The 13,099-nt window shown below is 64.9% G+C and carries 11 protein-coding genes; 3 read left to right on the plus strand and 8 right to left on the minus strand.

Annotated elements, in window-relative coordinates; all coding sequences use genetic code 11:
- Positions 1-14: 14 nt before the first annotated feature.
- From BBA01S_RS32365 to BBA01S_RS47165, 7 genes are all read right to left on the minus strand, one after another.
- A complete protein-coding gene (locus BBA01S_RS32365) occupies positions 15-1,313 on the minus strand; it encodes a winged helix-turn-helix domain-containing protein (protein WP_084162687.1) in 1,299 nt (432 codons plus the stop codon).
- Entirely contained in the window at positions 1,306-3,078 is a 1,773-nt protein-coding gene (locus BBA01S_RS43785; RefSeq protein ID WP_084162688.1) for an FAD-dependent oxidoreductase, read from the minus strand. The genes BBA01S_RS32365 and BBA01S_RS43785 overlap by 8 nt, the downstream gene beginning before the upstream one ends.
- A 58-nt stretch (positions 3,079-3,136) precedes the next feature.
- Positions 3,137-4,126, minus strand: a complete 990-nt coding sequence (locus BBA01S_RS32375; protein ID WP_027820059.1) for a DedA family protein/thiosulfate sulfurtransferase GlpE — start codon at positions 4,124-4,126, stop codon at positions 3,137-3,139.
- Between the two features lie 411 nt (positions 4,127-4,537).
- Positions 4,538-4,783 carry a hypothetical protein gene (locus BBA01S_RS32380; RefSeq protein ID WP_027820060.1) on the minus strand — a complete coding sequence of 82 codons (246 nt, stop codon included), beginning with the start codon at positions 4,781-4,783 and terminating at the stop codon, positions 4,538-4,540.
- Between the two features lie 552 nt (positions 4,784-5,335).
- Complete coding sequence (locus tag BBA01S_RS43790) at positions 5,336-6,991, minus strand: methyl-accepting chemotaxis protein (RefSeq protein ID WP_042298285.1); 1,656 nt, start codon at positions 6,989-6,991, stop codon at positions 5,336-5,338.
- Between the two features lie 244 nt (positions 6,992-7,235).
- Positions 7,236-7,502, minus strand: a complete 267-nt coding sequence (locus BBA01S_RS32390; protein ID WP_027820061.1) for a hypothetical protein — start codon at positions 7,500-7,502, stop codon at positions 7,236-7,238.
- Between the two features lie 119 nt (positions 7,503-7,621).
- Positions 7,622-7,813, minus strand: coding sequence for a hypothetical protein (locus tag BBA01S_RS47165; RefSeq protein WP_156966155.1), 192 nt, complete (start codon positions 7,811-7,813; stop codon positions 7,622-7,624).
- A 536-nt stretch (positions 7,814-8,349) separates the two neighbouring features.
- On the opposite strand from BBA01S_RS47165, the gene BBA01S_RS32400 reads away from it, so the two are divergent.
- The 3 genes from BBA01S_RS32400 to BBA01S_RS43795 all read left to right on the plus strand — a co-directional run bounded on the left by BBA01S_RS32400 (position 8,350) and on the right by BBA01S_RS43795 (position 12,112).
- Complete coding sequence (locus BBA01S_RS32400) at positions 8,350-10,584, plus strand: TonB-dependent receptor (RefSeq protein ID WP_027820063.1); 2,235 nt, start codon at positions 8,350-8,352, stop codon at positions 10,582-10,584.
- A 164-nt stretch (positions 10,585-10,748) separates the two neighbouring features.
- Positions 10,749-11,432 carry a Fe2+-dependent dioxygenase gene (locus tag BBA01S_RS32405; protein WP_027820064.1) on the plus strand — a complete coding sequence of 228 codons (684 nt, stop codon included), beginning with the start codon at positions 10,749-10,751 and terminating at the stop codon, positions 11,430-11,432.
- Positions 11,429-12,112, plus strand: a complete 684-nt coding sequence (locus tag BBA01S_RS43795; RefSeq protein WP_042298286.1) for a PepSY-associated TM helix domain-containing protein — start codon at positions 11,429-11,431, stop codon at positions 12,110-12,112. The genes BBA01S_RS32405 and BBA01S_RS43795 overlap by 4 nt, the downstream gene beginning before the upstream one ends.
- Before the next feature lie 4 nt (positions 12,113-12,116).
- Here BBA01S_RS43795 and BBA01S_RS32415 read toward each other — a convergent pair whose 3' ends face one another.
- On the minus strand, positions 12,117-13,055 hold the full coding sequence (locus BBA01S_RS32415; protein ID WP_027820065.1) for a LysR family transcriptional regulator: 939 nt from the start codon (positions 13,053-13,055) through the stop codon (positions 12,117-12,119).
- Positions 13,056-13,099: the final 44 nt, after the last annotated feature.

Genomic DNA, 13,099 nt, shown 5'->3' on the forward strand with positions numbered 1-13,099 from the left:
TCGGCAAAGGCGCTTCAGGCATCGCCTTGAAGCGCCTGCGCGAGCAAGGCGTCGGCCAGCCCGTCCGGCGCTTCGCCAATGCGCAATTCGGGTGTCCCATGCCAGTCGGCGCAACGTTGCAGCGCGCGCCGTAAATCGCTGACCAGCCGACCGCTTACGCGCACGCCCGGCTCCAGATGCAGCGACTTCACTTCGAAGACCTGCTGCGCGCGATGCGCTTTTGCATCCACGCGCCCCACCAGCTTTCCACGATTCAATATCGGCAGTACGAAGTAACCGTACTTGCGCTTGTGCGCGGGGACGTAGCATTCGATTGCGTAGTCGAAGTCGAACAGCGCCACCGCGCGCTTGCGATCCCACACCACTGGATCGAACGGCGACAGCAGTGTCGTGACGGTTGAAGCGAGCGTGCCGTTCGCGGCGGCGTCGAGCAGGGCCGCGTGCTCGCGGTGCACGAACGCATCGGCTTTCCAGCCATCCACGCGCACGGGGATCAGGTCGCCTGCATCGGCGAGCGCATGCAGCGCTTCGGCATACGGGCGGCGCGGCAGGCGATAGTAGTCGGCGGCCCAGTCCGCGCGCAGCACGCCCAGCGCGTGCGCGGTGCGCAGCAGCAGCGCGCGTTCGGCGTCGGCGCGCGAGGGCAGGTCGCGCGCATCGCTCCAGTTGGGCAGCACGCGTTCGGCCACGTCGTAGACGCGCTGGAAATTACGCCGCTCCGAGACCATCAGCGCGCCGGTCGCAAACAGCACTTCCAGATGGCGCTTTTCGGGCTTCCAGTCCCACCAGCCGCCGCCCTTGTCGCCTTCCGCGCGTGCGAAATCGGCGGAGCGCACCGGGCCGCTCGCACGGATGCGTTCGAGCAGTGCGTCGATGTCGCGTCGATGCTTCTTATGCCAGTCGGCCGCGTATTTCCAGCCCATGCCCGACGGATCCAGCATGCGATGGCGCAGCAGCCCATAGTCCTCGATCGGCACGAAACAGGCTTCATGCGACCAGTATTCGAACAGCCGGCCATCGGCGAGATGGGCGTCGAGCCAGCCCATGTCGTACGCGCCCACACGGCTGAACAGCACGAAATAAGGACTGCGTGCGACCACGTGAATCGTGTCGATCTGCAATTGCGCCATGCGGCGGATCGCGGCCAGCACATCGTCCTGCGTGGCCTTGCGGCGCGGCGGCGCGAGCAGGCCTTGCGCCGCCAGGTGCAGCGTGCGCGCCGCCGCGAGCGGCAGCGTCACACGCGCGGCGTCGTTCGGCGAGGCAGGCGCGGCATCGTTGCCTCGGCCGTCGAGCGCCGCGTCGTCACGCATGCAGGCCCGCCATCGCGGCCACCGGCGTCGCTGCCTGCACGATGGTGGAGGGCGTCGCGCCCAGCAACTGATGGATCTGCGCGACCACGGCCGCACCTTCGCCCACCGCCGCCGCGACGCGTTTGGTCGAGCCCGCGCGGGCATCGCCGATCGCGTAGACGCCTTCGACCGATGTCGCGAGACTGCACGACGCATCGTTCGCACCGGTCAGCACGAAGCCGTTCGCGTCGAGCGCCACGCCGCATTCGCGCAGCCAGCCGGTGTTGGGGTCGGCGCCCGTGAAGAGAAACAGATGGCGCGAGTCGAAGTGATCGATGCCTTCCGGGCACGGTTCCTTGAGCCGGATCGAGGAGAGGCCGGCGGCGTCTTCGTCGAGGCCGCCGATTTCGCTGCGCGGATGCACATTCACGTTCGGCAGCGAGGCGATGCGGTCGATCAGGTAGCGCGACATCGTCGATTCGAAACCGGCCTTGCGGATCAGCACGTCGATCTGCCGCGCCTGGGTGGACAGATAAACGATCGCCTGCCCTGCCGAGTTGCCGCCGCCCACCAGCACGACGTTCTCGTGCTTGCAGAGCTTGCCCTCGACCGGCGAGGCCCAGTAATAGACGCCGCGCCCGGTATAGCGGTCGAGGCCCGCGATGCTCGGACGCCGATAGTTCGCGCCGCTCGCGATCACGACGGTGCGCGCACGCACGTCGCCGCTACAGGTTTCGAGGCGGCGCGGATGCTCGTTGCAATGGAGCTTTTTCACCGTGACCGGAATCGCCACGTGCGCGCCGAACTTCTGCGCCTGCACGAACGCGCGGCCCGCGAGCGCCTGGCCGGAGATGCCGGTCGGAAAGCCCAGGTAGTTTTCGATGCGCGAACTCGCGCCCGCCTGGCCGCCCGGCGCGCGGGAGTCGAGCACGATCACCGATAAACCTTCGGACGCCGCATACACGGCGGTCGCAAGCCCGGCAGGCCCGGCGCCCACGACGGCCACGTCATAGACGCGCTCGCCGTTGAGTTCGGGCAGTAGTCCCAGGCACGTCGCGAGTTCCGGCGCGGACGGATGGCGCAGCACCGAGCCGTCCGGGCAGATCACGAGTGGCAGGTCTTCGCAGCGCGCCGCGAAGCGCTCGATCACGCAGAGCATGCTTTCGTCGCGCTCGTCGAGCACCGAATACGGGTGGCCGTTGCGCGTGAGAAAGCCTTGCAGCGAGAGCAGCGCGGGATCGTTGTGCTTGCCGACGAGGATCGGCCCGCCCGCGCCTTTCTCGATCAGCGAGACGCGGCGCAGGATCAGCGCGCGCACGATGCGCTCGCCGAGTTCGGCTTCGGCGACGATGGCCGCCCGCAGCTTTTCGGGCGGAATCAGGATCGCATCGACCGGTTCGAGCGCGAGGCCATCGACGAGCGCCGGGCCACCCGAAAGCTGGCCGACCTCGGCGAGAAAATGACCGCGTCCATGCTCGACGATCAAGCGCTCACGGCCCAGGCCGTCGCGCTGGAACACCTTCACGGAGCCCGCGAGCAGCACGAACATGCCGGGCCCGGTCTCGCCGGTGTGAAAGAGCAGTTCGCCCGCATCCCAATGGCGGCGCTCGCCGAAACGCGCGAGTCGCGCGATCTCGTCGTCGGTGAGTTGGGGGAACATCTGGTGCCGCCGCGTGGAGAGCGTCGAAAAAGGCGCTTCGGCGGGCTGCGGCTGGGTGTCGGAAAACGTGGAAGGCGTGGACTGCGAGGCCTCGTAGCGAGGCGGCTCAGTGGCAATGGAGCCCATCAGGCGATTCTCCTCATGCGCGCGGCGGCAGGCACGTCAGGCCCGCCGCCGCGCGGAATCAGACAGCTTTCGGCGTGATGTTGACTGGGACTTCGGGATGCTGGCTCACGAGCAGCGATTCGAGGGCGCGCCCGGAATCGCGCCAGGCGTCCAGACCGCCGAGTAGCGGCACCACGTCGGTGAAACCGGCCTCGACGAGCTTCTTCGCCATCCAGGCCGCGGAAATTTCATTCGGGCACGAGCAGTAGATCACGAGCTTTTGCTCGAGCGGATACTTCGAAAGAATCTCGTCGAGCTTGCGCTCGTCGGCGAACAGCGCGCCCGGAATGATGAACGGATCGAGCTTGCGCTTTTCCTCCGAGCGGATATCGAACACCACGGGCGGCGGCTTGTTGGCCATCGCGCGGTAGAGGTCGTCCACGGTGATGCGCGCATTCGCGAGCTTCTTGATGAGCTGGCGGCGGCGCTGCCAGCGGTAGGCCGCGTAGACCAGCAGCAGCACCACGACCACCACCAGCGCAAAACGGCCGAGGCGGCTCGCGCCTGCGAGCATCATGTCGATCTGCGGCGCGAACAGCACGCCGATCAGCAAACCGGTGCCCGACCAGAGCGCGGCGCCGATCCCGTCGAAACCCACGAACTGGCGATACGGCGTGCCCATCGCGCCCGCGAGCGGCACCGAGACGAGCGACAGTCCCGGCACGAACTTGGCGATGGCGAGCACGCGCACGCCCCAGCGGCCGAAAAAGCGCTCGGTCTTCTTCACGCAGGTATCGCGCGAAAGCGAGAGCTTGCAGAGCGTCTTGAGCGTGTTGCCGCCGTAGAGCCGCCCGGCCATGAACCAGACGCTGTCGCCGATCAGCATGGCGATCACGGACAGGCCGAGCACCGGCGCGACCTGCTGGCCGATCGAACCGGGGTGCATGGCGGCCATCGCGCCAAACAGCACGAGCGCGGGCATGGCTGGCACGGGCAGGCCAAGTGCGCCTGCGAGCACGTTGAGAAACACGAGCGCAGGGCCGTACTGCGCGATGAGGTCATGTAGCATCGGCTTACTTCCTGCCTGGGGAGCACCGCGCGAGACGGCGCAAATTGGAAGAGTAACGTAACGATTATGGACGCATTTCGAAGGCGTGCAAGCGAGCCTGCAAGCGCCTCGCGACGCGAGTTGGGGAGCATACGCGCAATGCGCAATGATTGCGCTTAAGCCCCGGCGCGCGTGGCGCCTCTTGCGCACGCGCGTGCGAGCATGCCCGCCGCGCGCGGCAGGCGTGTGAAACGGCCCGCAGCAGTTTTCGGAAGCGGCTGATTAAGCGTGAAAAACCGAACGTGAAAAGCTGAAAACAGGAACGGCGGGATACCAGCGTGGAAACGGCAAGCGCGCGAAGACATCACCAGGAAGTCTTCGCGCAGGTGGCCCGCACGGCTGGCGGGCGCGTGGTCAAGTCGCGTTCGACCCTTAACGGGTGTGCGATTCCCCTGGCAGCTCGGCGCCCTGTGCGCGAATGGCCGCGATCAGTTCCGCAGGCGTGATCTCATAACGCACTTCGCGGTGGATGCCCGGCTTGCGCTCGTCAATTTCGATCAGCAGCAGGCTCTTGCCGTCAGCCGATGATTCGAGGCGCAACGAACGCGTTTCGCGGGCGGTGGCGTCGTCATGCTCGGTGAGCAGGGTCATGGTTCCGGAAGCCCCGGTCGTGCGCATTGATGTTGTCCTCGTAGGTGGTCGAGCCAATTGTACGGGGTCGGCCGCGCGGCGTCTCAGTGCTGTGAGCGCGGGCGCACATACCGCGCCGCCGCCTGACCCGGCCAGCCAGTTTAACGCGACTCAACGTTTGCACGAGCATTTTTGCGCGCCCTGCAACGGTGCATCGAACTTGTTTCGTTGCCTGACGCATTGTCATGGGCGTGACGCAAAGGTGCCTGGTGCGTCTGCGGTCGCGGCTATGCCTTGTCCAGCCGGTATCCGCTTCCCGTAAGTCCTCACCCTTTTTCCCGGCCGCCGCAGCAAGAAAAAACGGCTCACCCGGTAGAGGCCAGGTGAGCCGTCGAAACGCCGTTGTTACTCGGATCAGCCACCCACATGGTGGGCGCTGACGGGATGATATTGCGGGGTGGAACGCCTGCTGTCGAGATGGGACAAATGCGGATCTGTCAGCTTAATCGGGGCACGCAATCGCATTACGACGGGCTTTCGCGCTGACCACCGCGCTGACCACCGCACTGACTGCCGTGCCGACTGCGGTGCTTCGGCTTCTCAGACCTCGGCGGCTTCCTCGCGGGCGTGCTGGGCACGCGTGGGCCGCGTGGCGGGGCGCTTCGCCGGGGCCGGGGTCTTGCGCACACTCGACTCCGCGCCCGCGACCGTGAAGAGGCGCACGGCCTCGTCGAGCACATCGGCCTGCTCGGCCAGGCGCTGCGCCGTGGCGGCGGCCTGCTCGACCAGCGCCGCGTTCTGCTGCGTCGCGCTGTCCAGATGGGCGACCGCCTGGTTGACCTGGCGGATGCCCTCGGCCTGTTCGCCGCTCGCGTTGGCGACTTCGACGATGATCGACGAGACGCGACTGACGGCCTCGTCGATGGAGCGCATCTGCGCGGTCGTCTGGCCGACCAGTTCGGTGCCCTGGGCGATCTCGTGCACGCTCGCATCGACGACCTGCTTGATTTCCTTCGCCGACGCCGCGCAACGCTGCGCGAGCATGCGCACCTCGCCTGCGACCACGGCGAACGAGCGGCCCGCCTCGCCCGCGCGCGCGGCTTCGACGGCCGCATTGAGCGCAAGGATGTTGGTCTGGAAAGCGATGCCGTCGATCACGCCGGTGATATCGGCGATGCGCTTCGAGGCGTCCGTGATGCCCGCCATCGTGCGCTCCATGCGGCCCGCGATCGAGCCGCCCTGGGCCGCGGCGTCCTGGGCCTCGCGCGCCAGATCGAGGGCGCGCGTGCTGGCTTCGGCGTTGGCCTGCACGGTGGTGGTGAGCTGATCCATCGTGGCGGCGGTCTCTTCGAGCGAAGCGGCCTGCAACTCGGTGCGGCGCGAGAGATCGAGATTGCCCGTCGAGATTTCGTGCGCGGCGTCGAGCATGCCGTCGATCTGCGAGCGCACGTCATAGACGATCGCCGTGAGGTTCGCCTGCAGCTGATTGAGCGCCTGCAGCACATCGCCGAGATCGTCCTTCGACGCGATGGCGAGCGACGCGGTCAGGTCGCCCGCGGCCATGCGCGTGGAGGCCATCGACATCTGTTCGAGCGGCGCGCCCAGATGGCGCGTCGACAGGCGCCAGGCCGCGACGCTGCACACGGCGGCGGCGCCGAACGCACACCAGAACGGCGTGGGCGGCAGACCTTGCCAGGCGCCGAAACCCGCAGCCGCGAGCGCGGCGGGCACGAGCGCATAGCCGATGCCGATACGCGTGGCGATCGGCAGGCGCATCAGCGACTTCGCCGCGCCGATGAGGCCGGTGCGCGTGAGATCGCCTTGTCGCAGACGCACGCCGCGCAGACGGCCTTCGCGCATCTGTGCGTAGAGCTGCTCGGCGTCGCGCACTTCCTCGCGGCTGGGCTTCACGCGCACGCTCAGATAGCCGACGACGGTGCCTTGTTCCGACACCGGCGTGACGTTCGCGCGCACCCAGTAGTGATCGCCGGACTTGCGGCGATTCTTTACGAGCGCAGTCCAGGGACGGCCCGAACCGATGGTCTCCCACATGTCGGCGAAGGCTTCGGCCGGCATGTCGGGATGGCGGATGATGTTATGCGCCTTGCCGATCAGTTCCTCTTTGGTGAAACCGGAAACGGCGACGAACGCGGGATTGCAATACTGAATGCGGCCCTTGAGATCGGTGGCCGAGACGAGCATCTGCGAAGCAGGGTAGTCGAACTCCTGCTGCGTGACGGGTTGGTTGTTGCGCATGGGATTCCTTGCAGATCGGCCGCTCACGGCCCGACAACATGTCGGGATTAACGGCATTTTCCCCATGATCTTTAGGGGAATTGTTTGCGCCCATGTTCGATTCATGGCGCATCGGTCTGCTGGGTGCTGCGGGGAATGCTTGCGTGATCAAGGAGTCTGGAGAGGGGGGTATGCGCGGGTTTGGGCTGGGAATGTGCGGGTACATGCGGCTCATCGCCCGTCGTCATGAGCCTCATGCGTTGCATTAATCTTCTTTCGCCGCCGGACTCAACATCAAAATCGCGCTTACCCCATCGCTGGCATCAATCGTCGAAGCCGCGCAATCGTGCAGGGCGATATCGAACTTGCCGTCCTTGAGATGAATCGTTGCGCTCCCATGCGGTTCGAACGTCAGGTTAGTCACGAAGCTTTGATCGGATTGCTCACACGCGACATGAGAGAGCGCCAGTGCATTCACGAAGATCGCGCCGAGCGGCTTCTGCTGTTCGAGATTGTCTTTGCTCTGCTTCATTCGGTTGACTCCTTGCTGCCGGGAGATCCGGCGATGTCGAAACAGATCGTAGGCGCGCGGGGAACCAGGCAACATAGAAGGAATGCGAAACATCGCTCCGTGGAAGGCCAACGTGTTGCTCAATGAGAGGGGATCAGCGCGGCCACAGTCAGTAGCGCCGTTGCCAGCAAGACAATGGCGATTCCCGCTGTGCGCAGGGCGACGCGTCGACGCTCGACACGGGGATCGGATGAAGGCATGAACAGGACGACGACGCCGGCCAGCACGACTGTCGATACGAGAATTGCACGGAACAAGATGGGACAGGCCACGATGCGGCTCCTGATGGATAAGACGGGGAGCCATATCGTAGAAATGCGCGCTACCGAAGCCAATCATATAAATTCGAAAGTGCAGTTGCAGCGCAGCGTCACACGCTGGTTTTGCGGGTTTCGAGGAACATTTAAATCATCAGCAATACGAATTAAATTCGGGCGAATGGCGCGATTTAAACCCGGCTCAAGCAACCAGAGAAATGGCTTTTAATCAGACAAATAAAGCCGATAAATTACATTTATCAATCTCAATACTTACATTTTCATTAAGCAAGGCGAAATCGAAAAATCCTTACTCGATGTAGCTGAAATGCATCAATCAATTGAAATAAAAAGTAACTTCTGGAATGATATCGATTCTCATTCTCTCGGCGACCTCACGACGGTTGGCCGGGTTTTAATTCAAGAATAGCCAGCCTCGTCGATCCCTGTGCGCCATTGGGGGCGGCACGCCAGCCACCGCCATCCAGGCCGAACGCGCCTCCATCGCGCGCTCTACCGGCCGGATTTTTCTTTCGCCGCACAGGGAACCCATGTTGAACAGGACGCCGCTCGCGAGTGCCCTCGCGCTAGCTTTTGCCTTGCCGTTTGCTTCTTCCGCGCTCGCCCAGAGCGCGCCTGCCGTTGCCGCCCCGGGTGCTGCCGCCACGTCGGCCGCGCCGGCTGCTTCGAGCCAGGCCGCTTCGCAGGCAAACACCAGGGCCAAGGCCGATGACAACGGCACGCTGCCCGCCGTCGCCGTCTCCGGGCAGGCCGCGCCGCAGGACTTCCAGGCCGAGAAATCGACCGTCGGCGCCAAGACGCCCACGGCGCTGCGCGACATTCCGCAGACGGTGACGGTCATCAACAAGGCGCTGATCCAGTCGCAGGGCGCGACCTCGTTCCAGGACGCGCTGCGCAACGCGCCGGGCATCACCATCGGCGGCGCGGAGGGCGGGCAGATCGGCAACAACATCAACCTGCGCGGCTTCACGGCGCAGAACGACATCTATCTCGACGGCTTCCGCGACCGCAACCAGTACTACCGCGACACCTTCGACCTGGAGTCGATCGAGGTGCTGTATGGCCCGTCGTCGATGTTGTTCGGGCGCGGCTCCACGGGCGGCGTGATCAATCAGGTGTCCAAGCAGGCCGGTCTCAAGCCGCTCACCGAAGTCTCGTCGACCATCGGCACCAACGACCGTTATCGCGCGACGCTCGACGTCGATCGCCCGCTTGGCGACCATGCGGCGTTCCGGCTGAACGCGTTCGGCCAGTCGCTGGGTTCGACGCGCGACGAGATGATGAACAAGGACTACGGTTTCGCGCCCACGCTGCGCTTCGGCATCGGCACGCCCACTGAAGTGACGCTGTCGGCGCTGATCCAGCACAACTACGACCAGCCCGATTACGGCGTGCAGGCGATCAACGGCCATGCGTTCTCGCCGTCCAGGAGCACGTATTACGGCCTGACCGACGATCGTACGATCCAGGACGTGCAGACCGTTTCGGCGCGCATCGATCACAAGTTCAACGACCAGTTCAAGATCAGCAACCAGACCGAGTTCTCGCACTCGCTCACCGATGCACGCGAGACCGCCGCGCAAGCGGTGCTGACGGGGCCGCTTTCGACCAGCACGGCGCTGAAGAACGGCAACTACACGTCGCTGCCGCTTTCGGATCTGTACGTGAAGTTGCAGAGCCACGATCGCGTGATCGAAAACCACTCGGTCTACAACGATACGATGGCGCAGTACAAGTTCAACACGGGCTTCGTGAAGCACGAGATGATCGCGGGCGTCGAGGTGGGCCACGACAGCTACACGAACCAGGCCTACACGCGCAACAACCTGCCGATCGTTTCGCTGCTCGACCCCGTCTATATTCCGACGCCTTCGAACGTCACGACGACGGTCGGCAACCACGCGGAATCGGGCGCGACCACGCTGGCCGCGTACTTCAACGAAACGATGTCGCTGGGCGAGCACTGGAAACTGATTGGCGGCGTGCGCTGGGATCGCTTCCAGGCGCACATTACGAACTCGATCAGTGCTCCGAACTATGCGGCGCAGACCAACACGTTCACGAGCGTGCGCGCGGGCGCGATCTATCAGCCGACCGACTGGCAATCGTATTACTTCTCGTACGGCACGTCGTTCGATCCGTCGCTCGAAGCGATGACCGTCACGAATACCACGCAGGGCCTCGCGCCCGAGCACACCAAGTCGTATGAAGTGGGCGGCAAGTGGGATCTGCTGGGCGGCAACCTGTCGGTGACGTCGGCGTTCTTCCAGCAGGAAATGGATAACGCGCGCACGCAGACCTCGACCGGCGAATACACGCTTGAAGGCGACATTCGCGTGCGCGGCTTCCAGGCCGGCGCGACGGGCCACATCACCGACAAGTTGCAGGTGTTCGCGGGCTATACCTATATGGACGGCATCGTGCTCAAGGCTGCCGACGGCACCCAGGGCAAGACGCCGGCGAACACGCCGCGCAATACCTTCACGCTGTGGACGACCTACGCGTTCACGCCGCATTGGGAAGTGGGCGGCGGCCCGACCTATATGTCGTCGCGCTACGCAGCCAACACGAACTACGTGCAGGTGGGCGGATACACGCGCTGGGACGCAATGGCCGAGTATCACGAGAAGAAGTGGGACGCGCGCCTCAATTTGCTGAACCTGACGAACAAGTTTTACTATGACGCCCTCATCCAGTCGGATGGCGGACGTTCGGTGCCGGGCGTCGGCCGTACGTTGCTCGCGACGTTCGACTACCGCTTTTAAACGGTACGTTTCGTAACCGGCGCTAATGAAGTCTCCACGCCGGTGTCACGCAAAGCCCGCATGATTGCGGGCTTTTGTGCGTCCGTACCCTCTGTAATGCCGCGTAATGAAGGCTGCGCGAAGCCAGCGCGCAGATCGCACGCAACCAGCGAAGGAAAACGACGATGCTGATTCATGTTCCAAACGTCTTGACGCCCGAACAGGTGCAGGCGATACGCGCGCGTCTGGACAACGCAGGCGATGCCTGGGTCGATGGCCGGGCGACGGCGGGCTGGCAGGGTGCGCCCGTGAAGCGCAATCAGCAGATCGCCGAGCACACGCCGCTGGCACGCGAACTGGGCGACATCGTGCTTGCTGCGATCGAACGCAATCCGCTGTTCATCAGCGCCGCGCTGCCTAACCAGGTGTACCCGCCGCTGTTCAATCGCTACGAAGGCGGCATGACGTTCGGCTCGCATGTCGACGGCGCGGTGCGCGTGCTGCCCAACGGCATGAAGCTGCGCACCGATGTATCGGCGACGCTGTTTCTTTCCGCGCCCGATGAATACGACGGCGGCGAGCTGGTCGTCGAGGACACCTATGGCGTGCAGGAAGTGAAGCTGCCGGCGGGCGACATGATCGTCTATCCGGCCACGAGCCTGCATCAGGTGAATCCGGTCACGCGCGGCGTGCGCGTGGGCAGCTTTTTCTGGGTGCAGAGTCTCGTGCGCGACGACACCAAACGCGCGCTGCTGTTCGACATGGACACCGCCATTCAACGCCTGAACGCGAGCGACGCGGACGCGCAGGCGCGCCGCAGCCTCGTGGGCTGTTATCACAATCTTTTGCGTATCTGGAGTGAGACGTGAGTTCTACTGAAAGCGCTGTATTTCTCGACGATCAGCAACGTAGCGAACGCGCGAAGCGTTCGCGCCGCGCTACCTTCATCAAGTGGCTGCGCAAGGTGCATGGCTGGGTGGGGCTGTGGGGCGCAGCGCTCGGCCTGCTGTTCGGCGTGACGGGGTTCGTGCTCAATCACCGCATGGAGCCGCTGCGTATTTCGCCGGGTGCGCCGCAGGTTTCGTCGATGCAGCTCGACGTGCCCGATCCCGCGCCCGAAACGCCGCGCGACATGGTCAAGTGGCTCAGGTCGCAGCCCGACCTGAAACTGCCGCAGCGCATGGGCCGCGTGCAGAAGGAGCCCGAGCGCAAGGTGGCCTGGGGCGACCGCACGACGGTTCAGCCCGAGCACTGGCAGATGATGTTCACGGCGCCGCACGAGACCGTGACGGCGGAATACTGGGTCGGCGACGATGCCGTCACGCTCAAGCGCAACGACAATTCGCTGATGGCGACCATCACGAACCTGCACAAGGGCGTGGGCATGAGCATCGGCTGGGTGCTGTTCATCGACACCTTCGCGGGCGCGCTCATTTTGCTGTCGCTCACGGGCGTGCTGCTGTGGACTGAACTGAACAAGCGCAAGACGGTGGGCGCCGTGCTGGTCATCGGCTCGATCGTCGTCGCGGTTTGCGTCGGGCTGGCTTGAGTTTTTACGCCGTTTGAGCCGGTTGCGACGTGTCGCCCAGGTGTTGCGCGAGATAGTCGATAAACGCGCGCACCTTGGGCGGCAAGAACCGGTTGGGCGGATAGAGGAGCCACACCGGGCCCATATAGGCGCGCGCCTCGAACGTCCATTGCGGCAACACCTGCACGAGACGGCCGTCGCGCAACGCCTCGGCGGCCGTGAAATCGGGCAGGCAGGCGATGCCCCAATCCTCCAGCGCCGCTTCGAACCGCGCGCCCGCGTGGTTCGCGATATAGCGGCCTTTCACCTCGACGGTCTGCGTTTGCGCGGCCTGGCGCAGACGCCAGCGATGATCGTCGGCGGTTTCTCCCAGCCATAGGCAATCGTGTTGCGCGAGCTCGCGCGGCGTGCCCGGCGCACCGCGCGCCGCCAGATAGCCGGGCGACGCGCAGAGCAGCCAGTGCACCGCGCCAAGCTGGCGCGCCGCGAGTCCGGGCGGCGGCGTGCGCGTCGGGCGGATCACGAGGTCGAGGCCGTCGCGCAGCGGATCGACGTCGTGGTCGGTAAAGACCAGTTGCACGTCCACTTCAGCGAATGCGCGCAGAAAACCCGGAATCAGCGGATGAATCACGGTCTTTGCGTAGGCCGTGGGCGCGGCCACGCTCACGCGGCCCTGTGGCTTGCCGGCGAGTTGCCCCGCCGCGTCGACCGCTCCCGCCGCCGCGCCGACCATGTCGCGGCAATGCCGATAGACCTGCTCGCCCGATTCGGTCACGCGAATCTGGCGCGTCGAGCGCTCCAGTAACCGCGCGCCCAGTGCTTCTTCCAGGCGTTTGATCTGGCGGCTGACCGTGGATGGCGTGCTGCCCAGCTGGCGCGCGGCCACCGAGAAGTTGCCGGCCTCGACGACCCGCGCAAAGGTCGCGAGGTCGGGCAGCAGGGCGAAAAGGTCGGTTGAGTTCATCTGTGCGTACGGAGCATAAAAGATGTGCACGGCAGCCCGATTAT

The sequence above is a fragment of the Paraburkholderia bannensis NBRC 103871 genome, assembly GCF_000685015.1.
In the GTDB taxonomy this organism is placed as follows: domain Bacteria; phylum Pseudomonadota; class Gammaproteobacteria; order Burkholderiales; family Burkholderiaceae; genus Paraburkholderia; species Paraburkholderia bannensis.

What these genes read in the sequence shown, in the direction of transcription:
- BBA01S_RS32400 (WP_027820063.1), top strand. Translation starts at nt 8,350, where the DNA reads ATGTTGAACAGGACGCCGCTCGCGAGTGCCCTCGCGCTAGCTTTTGCC.
- BBA01S_RS32380 (WP_027820060.1), bottom strand. Translation starts at nt 4,783, where the DNA reads ATGCGCACGACCGGGGCTTCCGGAACCATGACCCTGCTCACCGAGCAT.
- BBA01S_RS32405 (WP_027820064.1), top strand. Translation starts at nt 10,749, where the DNA reads ATGCTGATTCATGTTCCAAACGTCTTGACGCCCGAACAGGTGCAGGCG.
- BBA01S_RS43790 (WP_042298285.1), bottom strand. Translation starts at nt 6,991, where the DNA reads ATGCGCAACAACCAACCCGTCACGCAGCAGGAGTTCGACTACCCTGCT.
- BBA01S_RS32390 (WP_027820061.1), bottom strand. Translation starts at nt 7,502, where the DNA reads ATGAAGCAGAGCAAAGACAATCTCGAACAGCAGAAGCCGCTCGGCGCG.
- BBA01S_RS32365 (WP_084162687.1), bottom strand. Translation starts at nt 1,313, where the DNA reads ATGCGTGACGACGCGGCGCTCGACGGCCGAGGCAACGATGCCGCGCCT.
- BBA01S_RS43785 (WP_084162688.1), bottom strand. Translation starts at nt 3,078, where the DNA reads ATGGGCTCCATTGCCACTGAGCCGCCTCGCTACGAGGCCTCGCAGTCC.
- BBA01S_RS32415 (WP_027820065.1), bottom strand. Translation starts at nt 13,055, where the DNA reads ATGAACTCAACCGACCTTTTCGCCCTGCTGCCCGACCTCGCGACCTTT.
- BBA01S_RS32375 (WP_027820059.1), bottom strand. Translation starts at nt 4,126, where the DNA reads ATGCTACATGACCTCATCGCGCAGTACGGCCCTGCGCTCGTGTTTCTC.